15 protein-coding genes are annotated in these 16,625 nt (G+C 69.0%); 4 read left to right on the top strand and 11 right to left on the bottom strand.

Annotated features, from left to right (window positions below; translation table 11 throughout):
• Positions 1-75: 75 nt before the first annotated feature.
• From FPZ11_RS17660 to FPZ11_RS17625, 8 genes are all read right to left on the bottom strand, one after another.
• A complete protein-coding gene (locus FPZ11_RS17660; protein WP_246846374.1) occupies positions 76-729 on the bottom strand; it encodes a response regulator in 654 nt (217 codons plus the stop codon).
• The gene (locus FPZ11_RS17655) at positions 716-1,876 is read right to left on the bottom strand and encodes a hypothetical protein (RefSeq protein ID WP_146322339.1); all 1,161 of its coding nucleotides are present in this window, start codon (positions 1,874-1,876) and stop codon (positions 716-718) included. The genes FPZ11_RS17660 and FPZ11_RS17655 overlap by 14 nt, the downstream gene beginning before the upstream one ends.
• Positions 1,876-3,075 carry a sensor histidine kinase gene (locus FPZ11_RS17650; RefSeq protein ID WP_146322338.1) on the bottom strand — a complete coding sequence of 400 codons (1,200 nt, stop codon included), beginning with the start codon at positions 3,073-3,075 and terminating at the stop codon, positions 1,876-1,878. The genes FPZ11_RS17655 and FPZ11_RS17650 overlap by 1 nt, the downstream gene beginning before the upstream one ends.
• Positions 3,076-3,268: 193 nt before the next feature.
• Positions 3,269-4,369: an Rv2578c family radical SAM protein gene (locus FPZ11_RS17645; protein WP_146322337.1), complete on the bottom strand. Its 1,101-nt coding sequence runs from the start codon at positions 4,367-4,369 to the stop codon at positions 3,269-3,271.
• A 73-nt stretch (positions 4,370-4,442) separates the two neighbouring features.
• Complete coding sequence (locus tag FPZ11_RS17640; RefSeq protein WP_146322336.1) at positions 4,443-5,342, bottom strand: arylamine N-acetyltransferase family protein; 900 nt, start codon at positions 5,340-5,342, stop codon at positions 4,443-4,445.
• Positions 5,343-5,405: 63 nt separating this feature from the next.
• On the bottom strand, positions 5,406-7,970 hold the full coding sequence (locus tag FPZ11_RS17635) for a lamin tail domain-containing protein (protein ID WP_246846372.1): 2,565 nt from the start codon (positions 7,968-7,970) through the stop codon (positions 5,406-5,408).
• Positions 7,971-8,171: 201 nt separating this feature from the next.
• Positions 8,172-9,593: a malate:quinone oxidoreductase gene (locus FPZ11_RS17630; RefSeq protein ID WP_246846370.1), complete on the bottom strand. Its 1,422-nt coding sequence runs from the start codon at positions 9,591-9,593 to the stop codon at positions 8,172-8,174.
• Between the two features lie 128 nt (positions 9,594-9,721).
• Entirely contained in the window at positions 9,722-10,159 is a 438-nt protein-coding gene (locus FPZ11_RS17625; protein ID WP_146322334.1) for a hypothetical protein, read from the bottom strand.
• Positions 10,160-10,321: 162 nt separating this feature from the next.
• On the opposite strand from FPZ11_RS17625, the gene FPZ11_RS17620 reads away from it, so the two are divergent.
• Entirely contained in the window at positions 10,322-10,936 is a 615-nt protein-coding gene (locus tag FPZ11_RS17620) for a MerR family transcriptional regulator (protein WP_146322333.1), read from the top strand.
• 18 nt (positions 10,937-10,954) lie between these two features.
• Here FPZ11_RS17620 and FPZ11_RS17615 read toward each other — a convergent pair whose 3' ends face one another.
• Positions 10,955-11,581 (bottom strand): DUF1684 domain-containing protein, encoded by a 627-nt coding sequence (locus FPZ11_RS17615; RefSeq protein WP_146322332.1) that lies wholly within the window; start codon positions 11,579-11,581, stop codon positions 10,955-10,957.
• Positions 11,582-11,823: 242 nt separating this feature from the next.
• Between FPZ11_RS17615 and FPZ11_RS17610 the strand changes: the two genes are divergently transcribed.
• Entirely contained in the window at positions 11,824-13,101 is a 1,278-nt protein-coding gene (locus FPZ11_RS17610; protein WP_146322331.1) for an APC family permease, read from the top strand.
• Between the two features lie 194 nt (positions 13,102-13,295).
• Here FPZ11_RS17610 and FPZ11_RS17605 read toward each other — a convergent pair whose 3' ends face one another.
• Positions 13,296-14,366 (bottom strand): aspartate-semialdehyde dehydrogenase, encoded by a 1,071-nt coding sequence (locus tag FPZ11_RS17605; protein ID WP_146322330.1) that lies wholly within the window; start codon positions 14,364-14,366, stop codon positions 13,296-13,298.
• Positions 14,367-14,496: 130 nt separating this feature from the next.
• On the opposite strand from FPZ11_RS17605, the gene FPZ11_RS17600 reads away from it, so the two are divergent.
• Both FPZ11_RS17600 and FPZ11_RS17595 read left to right on the top strand, forming a co-directional pair.
• Complete coding sequence (locus FPZ11_RS17600; RefSeq protein ID WP_146322329.1) at positions 14,497-15,180, top strand: FadR/GntR family transcriptional regulator; 684 nt, start codon at positions 14,497-14,499, stop codon at positions 15,178-15,180.
• Between the two features lie 55 nt (positions 15,181-15,235).
• The gene (locus FPZ11_RS17595) at positions 15,236-15,601 is read left to right on the top strand and encodes an L-rhamnose mutarotase (protein WP_146322328.1); all 366 of its coding nucleotides are present in this window, start codon (positions 15,236-15,238) and stop codon (positions 15,599-15,601) included.
• Positions 15,602-15,708: 107 nt separating this feature from the next.
• Here the strand turns inward: FPZ11_RS17595 and FPZ11_RS17590 are convergent, their stop codons facing one another.
• Positions 15,709-16,617 carry a DUF559 domain-containing protein gene (locus tag FPZ11_RS17590; protein ID WP_168203901.1) on the bottom strand — a complete coding sequence of 303 codons (909 nt, stop codon included), beginning with the start codon at positions 16,615-16,617 and terminating at the stop codon, positions 15,709-15,711.
• Between the last annotated feature and the right edge of the window lie 8 nt (positions 16,618-16,625).

Here is a 16,625-nt window from a genome sequence, read left to right as displayed (position 1 = left end):
TCGCTCGCTCAGCGAGCAGCGTCGCGCGATGCGCTGCACTCCCCTGCGGCGGAGTCGGGCGAGTGGTCGCGAGACCTACGTGAGGTAGCCGTCCTCCGCGGCTCGCCGCACGAGGTCGGCGCGGGTGCTCGTCGGCCGGCCCGCCCTGCCGTACTTGTCGCGCACCCGACGCAGATAGGTCTTCGCGGTCTCGAACTGCACGTTCATGGCGTGCGCGACCTGGATCGTCGAGCTGCCCTCCACATAGAGCAGAAACGCCATCCTCTCGCCGTCGCTCAGCCGCGGTTTCGTGACCGCACGGGAGGCGGAGGCGAGATGCGTCGCGTCTGAGACCACGGCATCCGTCAGCCCCATGACGGCCTTGGCCATCGCCATCACGTCGCGCACCGGCTGCGCCTTCGAGAGGAAGGCCAGCGCGCCCGCACCGAGACAGCGCTCCCGCTCCTCCGGGGTGTCGAGAGCGGTGAGCACGATCACGGATGCCCCCGCGGCTCGGCAGGTTCGCACCCGAGCCTCGATGGAGACCTTCTCCGACAGGTTGAGGTCCATCAGCACGAGGTCGACGGGGAATGCCGCGGAGTGCACCAGCTCGACCCAGGTGGGCGCGGCGACCACGAGGTTGAAGAGCGGCTCGTGCCCGTGGATCCACTCGGAAAGAGCATCCAGCAGCACCTCATGGTCGTCGAGGATGCCCACGCGCACCGGTGTGCGCATGTCACGCGGGGACAAAGCCGAACCTCATCTTCATGGTGGTGTCATTTCTCGAGATGGCGGCGTCCCCGCTCAGCGAGCGCAGCACGCTCACGAAGGGTCGTGCTGTTCGCCGCACGGATCGCCAGTCTGCCGCAAGTCGCGCCTGCACCTCGAATCGGCTGCGCTCCGAATCGTCGGCGCTCGGCGCGCGCACGACGGCGATGCTCGCGCTCGACGGATCGATCGCACGTATGCGCACGAGCTCGATGAGACACGCGGTGACGGCGGCACGCTCCCGTTCCGGCACGTGCGCGGCCAACCGGTCGAGATCCCTGGCCGCGTGCGGGGGCATCCCGGTCGCCGCCAGCAGGTCGTCGAGCCAGGTGACGCGCAGCTCGCCGACCGCACGTTCGCGCAGCTGCGCCGAAACCCTGGCCGCCGCCTCGATGTCGCTCGGGGTGATCTCCCCGCGCTCGGCGATCGATGCCAGCAGCGGCAGAGTCGCGTGCCGCAGCTCTGCGAGCTGGGCGCGATGCAGGGAGTCGCGCTCGAGCATCCTGAGCTCGGGCTCCAATCCGGCGAGACTGCTGCGCGCCGACAGAAGCCAGTCGCTGCTCGTGCGCACGATGACCGCCCCGCTCGTGACGGTGACGGCCGTCAAAAGCAGCACGGGCATGGCCGCGACGACCGCGTAGACATAGGGCGTGTTCGTGATGTGCAGCGTTCCGCGCTGGCTCGCCGCCATCACGCCCACCACGATGGCGCCAACGACGCCGAGCGCCAGCGCCTCCCGAGGGGGTCGCAGCCAGAGCAGCCCCAGCACGATGAGTCCGACGCCGATCTGCCCCCAGTCGTCTTGCACGAGGCGGTTGTGCCCCCAGATGGCCAGCTCCGACAGCACGGCCGCCAGCACGCTGCCGCCGACGATGCACGCCGCGGCGGCGGCGCTGAGACGTGCGAAGCTCGGATGGGCCGCCACCGAGAGCACGAGGCCGGAGCAGGCGAGCACGCACACGGCGACCACCATCAGCTCGGGATGCACGATCTCGGACCGGTGCATCGTGCTCTGCAGCACGGCGTAGCCGAGGGCGATCGCGCTGACGATCGGTGTGAGCATCCATGCGCCCGCGGCCCCGATGGGATCGACGGCGATCGGCGCCTTGTCGAGCAGCACTCCGGTCATCAGCCGGACACCTCGCCGTCGGACGGGACCACCATGAGGATCGACGTGCCTGCGCCCGGCCGCGAGAACACCGAGACGGATCCACCGACGCGCTCGACACGCTCGATCACCGAGTGCAGCAATCCCATGCGATCGTTGCCCTCCACGGTGAGCGTTCCGACGTCGAACCCTCGCCCGGCGTCGACGACGACGACCGACGTGCTGCCGCCCGAGGCCGACAGCATCACCTCCGCCGACGATTGACCGGAGTGCTTGATGACGTTGACGAGGCACTGCCGCGCTGCCAGTCCGACCGCGCGGCGGGCGTGATGCGGGAGCGCGATGTAGGGACCACGGTCGCCGGTCACCTGCACGAGCAGACCGGCGTCGCGTGCGTGCGTGATCGCTTTGGCGAGGTCGGACGCCGCCCATGTGCTGTCGTCGACGGTGCCGGCAGCGGCCGGCCGATGCGCCGACTCGGTCCAGTGCCGAATGTCCGACTCGAGCCGCTCGCGCAGCCGCGGTGACAGCGGCCCCGGATCTGCCGACGCGATCGCGGCCAGCTCGCTCAGCGTCGTGTCGTGCAGTTCGGTGCGCAGCTCTGCCGCCACCGACCGCCGAACCTCATCGGCGCGCTGCTCGCGGAACGTGCGGAGGATCAGCGTGTGCGCGCCACGATGGGCACCGCGGGCGAAACCGTAGAAGAGCAGCATGCCCATGAACATCACGTAGGCGGCGAGCGAGATCGAGTCGAAACGGAATTGGCGATCCGTCACGATCGCCGCCATGAACACCGCGAGCGCGCCGACCGCGTATGCCGCGGTGGCCCAGAGCACACCCTGCAGGGCGTCGCGCGCCGACCCGCCGACCAGCATGAGCGCGACGATCGGCAGCGCCACGACGAACAGATCCGTGTTCTGGTAGCTCGACGTCTGCTGCAGCAACGCCACGGTGTAGGCGAAAGTGGATGCAGCGCCCACCACGATGTAGACCGCCATCGCCGTCGCACTCCGGGTCACGACGACCGTGACCATGAGGGCGATCATGGGCAGCAGGCATCCAGCGGCCCACCAGCGCACCCCGCCCGCGGCGAAGAAGCCGGGAGCGAGCACCGAAGCCAGTGCCGCGACGAGGCAGAGCAGGGCGCCCACCTGGGTCGACATCGCGACGGCGCGGTCACCCGCGTCGCGCGCCACCTGGGCCGGCACCCCGAAAGACATCGTTCAGGATTATGGCACGGGACGGGGCTCGTTTGTACCCCTGAACTGTCCCCCGATCGTGCCACACATCGGCCGATGGCACTCACGCGACGGTGCGGCGACCCGATTCGCGGAACCACCTGTCGCAGATGTCCGCTTTGCGACACGAATGGCGGTGTATTCGGCCAGGAGTTTCGTGACGGCGGCGCACGGGTCAGAACAGGGTGAGCCGCTCCTCGGCCATCACCGGAGCGGGTGCGCCCAGCTCCGCCGTCGGCGCGAATCTCACGCGGTTTCCGTCGCCGTCCCGCTTGGCGCTCAGCGCAGCCGAGCGCACGCCGCCGGTCACGGGGTCCTCCTCGCCACGGCGAAGACCGTGCGCGGCGATCAACGGCTTCATCCTGGCTGCAAGCCACTTGCGGTACTCCAGAGGCGCGTACGCCTGCTTGCCGTACATCGCCTCATACTTGGGCAGCAGCTCGGGATGCTCTCGCTCCAGCCACAGCATGAACCAGGCCTTGACGCCCTGCCGCAGGTGCAGCGCGGTGTAGAGCACCGACGTGGCGCCGGCCTGCTTCGCGGCCGACAGTGCGGCATCCAGGTGCGCCCTCGTGTCGGTGAGGTACGGCAGGATCGGCATCATGAAGACGGCGCAGTCGAGTCCGCGCTCGCGCACGGCTCGCACCGTCTCGAGCCGCGCCTTCGTGCTCGGAGTGCCCGGCTCGACGGAGTGCTGCAGTTCGTCGTCGTAGACCGCGATGGACATCGCGAGGTCGACGGGAACACGGGTGGCGGCATCCGCGATGAGGTCGAGGTCGCGGCGCAGCAGCGTGCCCTTGGTGAGGATGCTGAACGGCGTTCCCGAGTCGGCGAGCGCCCCGATGATGCCCGGCATGAGCGCGTATCGTCCCTCGGCCCGCTGGTAGGGGTCGGTGTTCGTGCCGAGCGCGACGGGATGCCTGCCCCAGCTCGCCTTCGCCAGCTCCTTGCGCAGCACCTCGGCCACGTTGACCTTGACGACGATCTCGCGGTCGAAGTCGGTGCCCATGTTGAGATCGAGGTAGCGGTGCGTGGGGCGCGCGAAGCAGTACACACATGCATGGCTGCAGCCCCTGTAGGGATTGATGGTCCAGCCGAAGGGCAGCGCTCCCCCGCCTCCTGGCACCTTGTTGAGGGCGGACTTGGCGAGCACCTCGTGAAAGGTCACGCCCGCGAACTCGGGCGTGCGCACGGAGCGCACGAGGTTGTTCAGCTTCGCGAGGCCGGGGAGGGCATCCGTCTGCTCGACCGAGATCTCCTGATCGCTCCACCGCATGGCTCTATTCGAACATTTGTTCGGCTGTTCGGCAAGCGGATGCGCGCGAGTGTCGTATTCGCGCAGCCGTGGTTCAGGCGTCCGCGGCCGCCCGCTGCGAAGCCCGGTAGGCCTCCTCCGCGCGCTGCATGCGATCGAACAGCGCCGCGCGCTCGCCGTCGCCGATGTCCGACAGGTCGAGCTGGAACACGCGCTCCGCGACGGCGAACCATTCCTCGGCGGAGGTGAGGACGCGCGTCGATCGCCCGCTGGCATCGTCGCGGGTCAGCTCGTCGTTGAGGATGAAGTCGGTGCCGAGTGCGTCGCGACGGAACAGTTCGCAGGTCTGGACGAACCCGGACTGGGGCGATGTCGAGAGTTCGGCGTGATACTCGATGAAGTCCTCCCACGCGGCGGGCGCGAGCGTGAAGTCCATGCTGTGGAACGTCGTCTGCACAGGATCGGTGAAGAACCGCCACACGTCGGGCCGGACCTCCGGCAGCGCCTCCAGCCGGAAGCTGAACGGGCCTTGAACGTGCACACCCTCTCGAAGCGGGATCGGCTCGTGGTGCGAGTTGGCCAGACCGACGTCGATCGACCACCGTTCGCCTTCGATGACGACGGTCAGCGCCATGTGCGTGCCGTACTCGTCAGGAGAGGTCTTCGCACGCTCGAGACTGCCGTTGATCTGCCCGCGATGAACCGTGACGTCATACCCGAGCACGGTCAGCAGCGAGGCGAAGGCATTGTTCAAGTTGAAGCAGTAGCCGCCTCTGCCCGCGAGGATGCGGGCGATGGACTCCTCGGGACTGATGCCCTGCGGACGTTCGCGTTGGATGTCGATGTTCTCGAAGGCGATGCGCTCGACGTGCGCTCGGTGCAGCCGGCGCAGAGTGTCGAGCGTCGGCGCAGGCAGCTCATCCGAGGCGTCGATGCCGAGCTTGCTCAGATAGGGCGCAACCCAGGCCGGGCGGCTGGAGGTCTCAGTGGTCATGGCCAGGAAAGACTAGCGCCCGGGGGTCGCCCGCGGGTGCGTGTTCCCGCGGGCGACCGGCGGCTACGCGTCCCCGCGAGCGGCTCGCCGACGACGAGCCAGCATCAGCCCGGTGCCGAGCAGGAGCAGCGGCACGCCGACGGCGATCCACGGCAGCGTGTCCGAGCCCGTCGAGGCGAGCGCGCCGTCCGCTGGGTCGACGGCCGCGGCTCCCCCATCTGAGCCGGTCGCGGCCGCGGTCACCGTGATGCCGGTGCTCGCGATCGCGGCGCCCGACGCGTCGGTGACGACGACCGTGTGGGCACCGACCGAGGTGTCTGCGGGAATCGTGGCCTTCAGCGTCGCCGTGCCGTCGGCATCCGCCGTCACACCGCCAAGGTTCACGGGGTCGGAGTGCAGGACGACCGTCAGCGTCTTGCCCGCATCCAGGCCCTTCGCCTCGACGGTGATCGTTGCGCCCGCCGCAACAGTCGTCGGCGTGGCCGTCACGGTCGGGTTCGTCGACGGCGTTCCCGGCCCCTGCGAGCCGAGTCCGAGGTCGCACTCAATCGTTCCGGCGCGCAGCGAGTGGCCGTCATTGTTGCCGTCGTCGGAGCGGATGACCTGCTTCACCCCGTCGACGCACGTCGAGTTCGGCGCCAGCGCGAAGCCCTCGAGGTTGTAGTCGGGCAGTCCGGTCGGCCGGTTGTAGACCACGTCGACCACGAACGCGCCCTTGTCGTCGAGCTTCATCAGCGTGGTGGAGCCAGCTGACGTGTTGTCGGCGATCGCCCACACGCGCTGCGTGTCGGGGTCCCACTGGGTCTCGGCGATGGCCGGCATGCCGGTGTCGATCGCGGCGATGCGGTGGAAGCTTCCGTCGCCGTTCAGCGCGTACGCGTACAGGTGCCCGTTCTTCTCCAGTGCCAGCAGGTACAGCCCGGTGCCGTGGCCCGGGTAGTCGGCCGGGTCGTAGGCCTTGTGCGTGCTCTGGTCGACGAAGCCGTTCGCCGTCAGGTAGCTGTCGGGCACCCAGGTGATGCCTTCGAACCCCAGGTTCGAGTCGGCACTGCCCGTGGTGTCGATCGCGTCGGCGAGGTCTGCGGTGAGCACCCACTGGTCGGTGGGGTGCAGCACCGTTCCCTGCTCGTTCGGGTCGTAGCGCAGCACGCTGTCCAGCGGCACCTTGCTCGCGGTGTTGTCGCGCTCCGTCGTCGCGTAGAGGTAGCCGTCTGGGCCGACCGTGATGCCCTCGGCATCCGGCTGGCCGCTCCCGCTCGGGAACACGATGTCCTTGCCCGTGCTCCAGCCATTGGCGGTGTCGGGCACCCACAGGTCCCCGTCCTTCACGAGGCGGTAGACGTGGCTCTTGTTCTTCACGGCCCACATGACGTTCGGCGTCGCCGGGTCGATGTCGAGACCCGAGACGTCCTGGCCCGAAAGCGCCGTCACGAACTCGCACTGGTGGTCGGCGACCGTCCAGTCCTGGGAGCCCGGCCAGGCGACGCCTCCGGCGATCGCGGGCCCGCTGCCGCTGGGCGCCTCGGTCTGACAGGGCACCTGTGTTCCGCCGTCGCCGGGGTCGCTCGGCGCGATGATCGTGCCTGCGCACGCCGTCGCGTTGGATGCTCCCCAGCTCGCCGTCGCCGTGTGGCTCCAGGTTCCGCTCGCGTCGGGGCACCGGGACCACGAGCCCGGCTCTGCGTCGTTGACGCCCCAGCTCACCGAGTCCACGAGCGTTGTGCCGTCGGCGAGGTACAGCTTCACGGCGTCGCCGTCGGAGCTCAGCCCCTTGTTCGACAGCAGTACGAGATAGCCGTGAGCGGGGATGACCGTGCCATTCGGGGCATCCAGAGCCGCCGGCGTGCTGCCGCTGTCGGCCTGCTTCCAGTCGGCGACGTCGATCGCCGCGTCCGACGTGTTCACGAGCTCGTAGGCGTCGTGGTACGGGTCGTCGTTGGCGGAGGTGACCTCGTTGATCTTCACCGAGTGATAGGCGGTGCTCTCGCCGCCCGAGCCGCCGTCACCGCCTGACGAGCTCGTCGCGAAGCGGCTGACGCCGGGCGATCCGATGTAGCCGGAGGCGGATTTCCAACTCCCCTCGGCGTCGCCGACGGTCGACAGCGTCCACTCGGCGGCCTTGTTCGCGCCGAGGTCGGCTTCGCTCGACGGCCAGGCGCTGGCCTTGTCGGTGCGCGGACCGTTGCCTGACTGGTCGTCATAGCTCAGTGAGTCGATCAGCGTGCCTGTGCCGTCGTAGATGTTGATCGCGTCGGCGCGCCCGAGGTTCTGCGTGTTGCCGCCGATGACCTTGACCGTGTCCGCGAGGCCCCACTCGGAGCGGAAGTCGGCTGCGGATGCCTCGCTCAGGATGAAGGACTCGCCCGGCGCGACGATGCCCGCGGAGCTGAGATCGACATCGCCTGCGTGCGCGGCACTGTCGGAGAAGGACCACCCCGCCAGGTCGATCGACTCGGTGTCGAGGTTGGTGAACTCGGCGAACTCCGAGCCGTTGTACTCCCACTCGGTGATGCGGATCTGGCCGGTGCTCTCGACGGCCGAGGCGGCCGATGGCACAGCGAGCAGGCCGACGAGAACGAGCGCCGGGCCCGCCGTGAGGGCGAGGAGACCTGAGAACTTTTTCAGCACGGGGAACACCGTGGCCGGACCAGAAGAACGGCGGGCGCACGCCAGGCAACGAGCAGGTGAACGACTGCGCGCCGCCTGCGGTGAGTCACGCGAGTCGAGGAGCACGCCTCGTCGGCGCGCATCGCGAAATCCCGTGTGCTCGCGGCGGAGAGGTTTCGAGACGCGCCGCTTCGCGGCGAGCCTCGGCCCGCCGGACCAGCGTCAGTCGCTGAGGCCGAGCGCCTTCGACGTCTCCGCGATGACCTGGGCGGCCTTCTCCGGCTTGTCGTTGAGCGTGGTGCCCATCGTGGGGATCAGCTCCTTGAGCTTGGGCTCCCACTCTCCCCACTGCTGCGGGAAGCACCGCTCGAGCAGGTCGAGCATGATCGGCACCGCGGTGGATGCCCCCGGCGAGGCGCCGAGCAGGCCCGCGATCGTGCCGTCTGACGCCGCGACCACCTCGGTGCCGAACTGCAGCACACCGCCGCGCTTGGCATCCTTCTTCATGACCTGCACGCGCTGTCCGGCGGTGATGAGTTCCCAGTCGTCGCCCTTGGCCGTTGGCATGAACTCCTGCAGCGCCTTCAGCTTCTTCGCGCGGGAGGCCAACAGCTCGCCGATCAGGTACTTCATGAGATCGAGGTTGTCACGGGCCACCGCGAGCATCGGGCCGATGTTGCCCGCCCGGATCGAGCCGGGCAGATCCCACCAGGAGCCCTTCTTGAGGAACTTCGGGCTGAAGCCTGCGTAGGGGCCGAACAGCAGGGAGGTCTCGCCGTTGACGACGCGGGTGTCGAGGTGCGGCACCGACATCGGCGGCGCCCCGACGGCTGCCTTGCCGTACACCTTGGCCTGGTGCTGGGCGACCAGCTTCGGGTTCGTGGTGCGGAAGAACTTGCCGCTGATCGGGAATCCGCCGAACCCCTTGATCTCGTCGATGCCGGAGGACTGCAGCAGGTGCAGCGCGCCGCCGCCCGCTCCGACGAAGACGAACCGGGCATCCACGGTGTGCGGGGTGTTGCCGACGGTGTGCTTGACCTTGAGCCGCCAGTTGCCCTCTCCCGTGCGACGGATGCTCTTGACCCGGCAGTTCAGCCACAGCTCGGCACCGCGCTCGGTGAGTCCCTCGAACAGCGCGTTCGTGAGTGCGCCGAAGTCGACGTCGGTGCCGAGGTCGGTGTGCGTGGCGGCGATCGGCTCGCGCGTGCGGCCCTTGATGAGCAGCGGCGCCCACTCGCGGATCACCTTGTGGTCTTCGGAGTACTCGATGCCCGAGAACAGGGGCTGGTCCTTGAGCGCCGCGTATCGCTTGCGCAGATACTTCACGTTGTCGCCGCCGCGCACGAACGTCATGTGCGGCGTGGAGTTGATGAACGACGTGGTCAACTCGCCGTTGTCCGCCAGCGAGGACCAGAACTGCCTGCTCAACTGGAACTGCTCGTTGATGCTGATGGCCTTGTCGGGCGTGACGCTGCCGTCTTTCGCCTCTGGCATGTAGTTGAGCTCGCAGAGGGCCGCGTGGCCGGTGCCCGCGTTGTTCCACGGGTTGGAGCTCTCCCGCGCCACCTCGCCGAGGCTCTCGTAGATGCGGATGCTCCAGTCGGGCTGAAGCCGCTGGATCATGGTGCCGAGGGTCGCGCTCATGATGCCCCCGCCGATGAGGACGACGTCTAACGGGGCCCGGGAATCACTCACTCGATCGATTCTAGGCTGCCGAGACTGTGCGTCTGACCGGCGACGTGCGTCGTGCCGCCCTACGAGCGTCGAAGGGGCTATACAGCCGACACCCCCACCGCGATGAGCAGGATGCCTCCCGTCAACATCGCCACCGTGAGCACCGTGAATCCGATCCAGATGAGCGCCTTCGCGGCGTTCGGCTTCTGCGGATCGTGGCCGATCACGGAGAAGAAGAACCCGCCAGGGATGAGCAGCGCGCAGGCCAGCACGGCCGTACCGACCACCTGCCCCCACACGCCTGCTCCGGCCGCGCTCATCGCCAGAAGTACGACGAGGCCGAGAATGACCAGCACGCCGGCGTGGGCGTGTCCCGCCCGGAAGAACGACTTCTGCAGGCCGTTCGCCCCCTGTTTGCCGGTGACGACACGCAGCATGAAGGTGCCGCCGTAGGCGATGCCGATCACGGTCAGCAGCACCACGCCGACGGTGATCGTGATGGACGGCGTGAAGAGCGCCGTGGATGCCGTACTCATTCTTGGTCTCCCGCTCTGCTTGGCCCGCGCCGGTTGCTCGATCCCGACCGTGAAGCGACCCATTGGATAGTTGCACTCTCCATATTGGATAGTTGTACTATCTATGTCAAGCCTTTTCGCGTCGACGAACGTGCGACGGGCTACGGGCGAGGGAGGACACGGATGCGCATCTCGGAACTGGCCGGCTCGAGCGGAGTGCCGGTGGCGACGATCAAGTACTACTTGCGCGAAGGCATCCTGCAGCCGGGCGAATCCCGAGGCGCGACCCAGGCCGACTACGGCGACGCGCACGTGCGGCGGCTGCGACTCATCCGCTCGCTCGTCGACCTCGCGGGGCTGCCGATCGCGCGCATCAAGACCGTGCTCGAGCTGATCGACCACCCGGGCGACGACCTCTTCGAGACGCTCGGCACGGCGATCGCGGCCCTTCCGCCCTACGCGCCCGAGCGAGTGGAGTACCCACGCGCCGAGGCCGCCGTTCGGCGACTCGGGTGGACCTACGACGGCGGGTTCGCCGCGACCGCCCAGCTCGACGCGGCATTGGCTGCGGTCGAGGATGCCGGCATCCCGCTCACCGACGCCCGCCTCGACGCGTACGGCTCGGCCCTGCACCACCTCGCGGAGTTCGACGTGGGCGAGATGCCCGCGCCGAGCTCCGACGGCGCTGCAGCAGCCATCGAGTACGCGGTGCTCGGCACCGCGCTGTACGAGCCGGTGGTCGTCGGGCTGCGACGACTCGCCCACCAGGATGTCGCCGCGCGTCTGCTGCGCGGCTGAGCGCTCCCTCGGCGCTGTTCAGCCCCGATACCGCTCCCCCACCGGGATCTCCACGTCGACGATGTTGCCGGCGGGCGCCAGCGGGCAAGCCCACGCGGGGTCGTAGGCACAGCTCGGGTTGTAGGCGAAGTTGAAGTCCAGCACGATCGTGTCCGGCCGCGACCCGGGCCCGAGGTCCGCGCCTTTGATGGTGTCGAGCAGGTAGCGGCCACCGCCGTAGGTGCCTTCCGGGCGGCCGGCCGAGGCATCCTTCACCGGAACGAAGAGCCCACCGCCGTAGGAACGCAGCCGCCATACGTCGAGCGAACCGACCTCGGGCACGCGCACGAGGCCGATGCGCTCGAACGGCACGATGCCGTCGGTGCCCGTCTCGACGTCGAGCTCGGTGTGCTCCGCCGTCTCGATCGGCAGCTCGAAGCGCCAGGCGGCGTCGTACGGCGGCACGGGCAGGCCGGCGAACAGCGCGCGGTCCGCTGGCAGCAACGGCGTGGACGCGTGCGTCGTGAACAGCACGTCGCGCTCGATCACCCACGCCGCGTGTGCGGCGGCGGGCTCCTCGACGCTCAACTCGCGCACCAGCTCGTACAGCGCGGACACCCGACGACGCCAGTCGGCGACATCGACCGCAGCCTGGATGCCTGTCATGCGACCAGCTTGCAGCACGCACCCGACAGCCGTACGGGGCTGTGCCCGAAATCGGAGTTCCGCGCGACGCGCCGTCGCGACCGCGCATCCAACGGCGTGGCGGCGCTGAACTCCGATTTCCGGCACGCTCGAGGGCGGCACGGCACGGCCAGGCGCCAGGATCCGGACAACGTTCGCCAACATGCCGCCACGACCCCGCATTCGTGCCGGATCGTGTCGGTCGCCCGCTCGAAACTGGCCTGATGAACACGAACGACCACCGCGGAATCGGGCTTGCGCAGGGCACGGCCCTATACATCGCCGCGGTGCTGGGCACGGGCATCCTGCTGCTGCCCGCACTGGCGGCACGCGCAGCCGGACCCGGGTCGATCATCGCGGTGGCTGCGCTCGCGGTGATCTCCGTTCCGCTGGCGGCGACGTTCGCCGCGCTGTCGAAGCGGCATCCGGATGCCGGTGGCGTCGCCACCTTCGCCCGCCGAGCGTTCGGGCCCACCGCGGCTCGCGTCGTCAGCTACTGGTTCTACTTCGGCACACCCATCGGTGCGCCGATCGCCGCCATCATGACCGCGCAGTACGTGGTGGCGATCGTCGGCGGCGGTCGCGGCACCGTGATCGTGATCGCGGCTGCGCTCATCGTGGTGCCGATCGCGGTGACCATGTTCGGCGTGCGGTTCGCCGGATGGGTTCAGCTCGTGCTGAGCGCGGCGTTGATGGCGATCCTCGTGCTGGCGCTGGCCGCCGCGGCCCCGCACGTGCAGCCGCAGAACTTCACGCCGCTTCTGCCGCATGGCGCGGCGGGCGTCGGCGTGGCGATCAGCCTCTACGTGTGGGCGTTCGCGGGATGGGAAGCCGTTGCGGGCATCGCCGGCGAGTTCTCGCGACCGCACCGGGACATCCCGCGAGCCACTGCTCTCGCCCTGCTGATCGTCGCCGTCGCCTACGTCGCCATCCAGACGGTCGTCGTCGGAGTGCTCGGCACGCACGCCGACGGCTCGCAGGCGCCGCTGCTCGATCTCGTCACCATCGGACTCGGACAAGGCTGGGGCATGGTCGTCGCGTGCGTCGCCGTGATCGTGGTGGTCGGCGTGTTCAACGCGTACTTCGCCGCCTTCAGCAAGCTCGGCGCCGCAATGGGGCGCGACGGCGACCTGCCTGCGTGGTTCGGGCACGGCGTCGAACGCGGCGGCATCGCGCGCCGGGGACTGCTGCTCAGCGCGGGCGTGATGGCCGTGTACTTCGCGATCGTCGTGTGGATCCCCGATCTGCAACCGGTCATCCTCGTGCACACGAGCATGGCCGCCTCGATCTACGCGATGGGCGTCGCGAGCGCCCTGGTGCTGCTGCCGCGCTGGAGCCTCGGCTGGTGGATGTCTGCGCTCTCGTGCCTGCTCGTGCTCGGCCTGCTGCTGCTCGCCGGCGCGAACCTCGTCTATCCCGCGATCGCGGCGGCCGTGGCCATCATCGTCGGCGCGGTCGCCAAGGCGAAGACGCGCGCGTCGGTGCGCACACCCGTGGGTTGAGGAGCACGGCGAAACCGCGCAGGAACACCGCAGGTTGACGAGCACGGCGAAGCCGCGCGTCTCGAAACCGCCGCCACGACGCGAGACCCGGGTCTCGAGACGCGCGCGGCTGCGCCGCGAGCTCCTCAACCCTCGGTGGCAACGCTGCGCGCGGTGACGTCGCGCGCTCCCCGATCATCGGTACAGCGGGTCGCTCAGGACGCGACCGGAGCCGTGGCCTTCATGCTGGCCGCAACGAGCTCTGCGATCTGCACCGCGTTGAGCGCCGCGCCCTTGCGCAGGTTGTCGTTGGAGATGAAGAGCGCCAGACCGCGACCGGCGGGAGCACCTTCGTCCGCGCGGATACGACCGACGTAGCTCGGGTCGTTGCCCGCAGCCTCGAGGGGGGTCGGAACATCCGCGAGCACGACGCCGGGCGCATCCCGGAGCAGCTCCGTGGCCCGCTCGGGACTGAGATCGCCTGCGAACTCGGCGTTGATCGACAGCGAGTGACCGGTGAACACCGGAACGCGCACGCAGGTGCCGCTCACCAGCAGGTCGGGCAGCTCGAGGATCTTGCGGCTCTCGTTGCGCAGCTTCTTCTCTTCGTCGGTCTCGTTCATGCCGTCGTCGACGATCGAACCGGCAAGCGGAATGACGTCGAACGCGATGGGTCGCACGTACTTCACGGGTGCGGGCACCTCGACGGCCGAGCCGTCGTGCACGAGGCCGAGCAGGTGTCCGGATGCCACGGCAGCCTCCGCCTGCTCCGCCAGTTCCTGCGCTCCCGCGAGGCCCGACCCGCTGACGGCCTGGTAGGTCGAGACGATGAGCCGGGTGAGACCGGCCTCGGCGTCGAGCACCTTGAGCACGGGCATCGCGGCCATCGTGGTGCAGTTGGGGTTGGCGATGATGCCCTTCTGCGCCTCGGCGATCGCGTGCGGGTTCACCTCGCTGACGACCAGGGGCACTTCGGGGTCCATGCGCCACGCACTCGAGTTGTCGATGACGACGGCGCCCGCCTCGGCGAACACGGGCGCGTACGCCCGGCTGCCCGTGGCGCCCGCGGAGAACAGCGCGATGTCCACACCCGACACGTCGGCGGTCGCAACGTCTTCGACGACGATCTGCTCACCGCGGAACTCGAGCGTCGTGCCAGCGGAACGGCTGGTGGCGAAGAGACGCAGCGTGTCGACCGGAAAGTCCCGTTCCGCCAGAATGCGCCGCATCACCGTGCCGACCTGACCGGTCGCGCCGACGATTCCTACGGTGAATCCGTTGCCCATGGGAGTTCCTTTGCCGCTGTACAGAGGGGATCATCCATTGTCGCAGACAGGGCATGCGCTGTGGTCCAGGGGTGGGCGAAGGCGACGCTGATACGTCGGATGTCTGCGCCCGGCCGCGGTACCATCGCGTATGGCCGTGACCGACGAGGCGATCCTCAAGATCAAAGAGATGATCACCAGCGGACGTCTGTCGCCGGGCGACCGGCTTCCGCCCGAGAAGGAGCTCAGCGAGACGCTCGGACTCTCGCGTTCATCGCTGCGCGAGGCGGTCAAGGCGCTCGAGGTGATCCGGGTGCTCGACGTGCGCCGCGGAGACGGCACCTACGTCACGAGCCTCGAACCCCGTCTGCTTCTGGAGGCCCTGTCGTTCGTCGTCGACCTGCACGACGACCGATCGGTGCTGGAGATCTTCGGGGTGCGGCGCATCCTGGAGCCGTCGGCGACACGGCTGGCGGCCGGCCGCATCAGCGACGAGCAGCTGGATGCCCTTTCCGCGCTCGTCGACCAAGCCGACGCTGCCGCCGACATCGAGGCGCTCGTGCAGCACGACCTCGAGTTCCACCGAGCGATCGTCGCGTCGTGCGGCAACGACTATCTCGCCCAGCTGATCGACTCGATCTCGAGCAACACCGTGCGTGCGCGCATCTGGCGCGGTCTCACCCAGCAGGGCGCGACGGACCGCACCGTCGCTGAGCATCGCGCCATCCTGGGCGCGCTGCGGGAGCACGACGCGGAGCTGGCATCCGCTCACGCACTCACCCACATCGCAGGGATCGAGGACTGGTTGCGCGAGGCGGTGGGCGCCACGGGGTGAGTGCTCGCTCGCTGCCCGGCCGCGGGCATCCACGCGAACGCTCGAGAGGAGAACCATGAAGGTCGCACTGCATTCGACGCTGCGTTCCGGCGCCGTGAACGACTATCTGCGCGAGCACGCCCGCGTGCCCGACGAGTTGCGGGCGCTCTTCGACCGGGCCGGCGTTCAGGACTGGATCATCTGGCGCTCCGGCGACCGACTGTTCCACGTCGTGGAGTGCGACGACTTCGAGGCGGCGATGCGGGTCATCCGCGCCGATGACGCCGACCGGCGGTGGCAGGAGCACATCGGCGTGTACGTCGACGACTTCTTCGGACCCGACGGCGACGCGGGCTACGAGCCGCTCGGCCAGGTGTGGCGGCTCGAAGACCAGCGCACGGCCGATCGCGACCTGCCGATCGCCGACATGGGTCTCGACTGACGCCCGCCGTTCGCCCGCGCCCGCGGACGAACGCGATTCTTGCCGAGAAGTCGCAAAATGCGGTCTCGGCGCGATCCCGATCGCGATTTGTGACGTTTCGGCGGTCGTCACGCGCGTAGCGCGGCGCGGAGGATGCGGACAAGTGCCGTTGAATCCGCGATGTCGTCGTTCGTGACCCGGATGACGCGCCAGCCGGCCTCCTCGAGGAGCGAGATCCGCCGGAGGTCGCGGCGCCACCTCGTTCTGTCGACCCGGTGCTCATCGCCCTCGTACTCGATGGCGATGCGGTGCTCCGGGTAACTGAGATCCGGATGCAACGTGAGTCCTTCGGCGACCGGCACCGGATGTCCGACCACCGGCTCCGGCAGCCCGTGCGCGATGATCGCGAGGCGCAGCATCGACTCCCGCGGAGAGTCGACACCGGCGCGGAGCAGCGGCCCGGCCCAGGCGAGCGCCACCGCGCCTCGCTTCGATCCGTGACGCTCGGCTGCGCCCTCGAGTTCGGCTCGCGTGCACAGCGGGGCGGCGCGATATCCGCCAGGCAACCGCAATCCGGTGAGCAGGTAGTCGCCGCCCGCCACGAGATATTCGCGCGAGACGTGCACGGCGAGTTGGCACCACGTCTGCGCCGGCGAGACCACGCGAAGCTCTTCGACGAACGAGGCAACGGCGTCCGGCATCAGGTGGCCGACCACGCCTTTCGCCCGCACCCTCGTGCCGCGCACTGATGCCACGTGCACCATTGTCGAGGTTCGGAGCCGCTGCGGAAGAGGGATGCCGTGCAGCCGCGCAGCTGTGATGTGCGAGAACAGCTGGCCGTCCCGAAGCCTCGGCGCGTACATGCGCGCGAGATCGAGGATGTCACCGGCATCGAGCCCGACGCTGCGCACCCCGTGGAAGGGCGCGTCGACCAGCGAGGACCTCAGGCGGCTCGCGCTCAGTTCGTGAAAGTCCCATTCGTCCGTGCGGAACGCAGACCTCGAGAGATGCGGCGGCAGCGGGCGAGGGGCTGGCATGCGCCGAG

Origin of the sequence: Humibacter ginsenosidimutans, assembly GCF_007859675.1 — a bacterium.
In the GTDB taxonomy this organism is placed as follows: Bacteria; Actinomycetota; Actinomycetes; order Actinomycetales; family Microbacteriaceae; genus Humibacter; species Humibacter ginsenosidimutans.
Note: the sequence above shows the minus strand (reverse complement) of the source record. Positions and strands in the feature narration are given on the sequence as shown.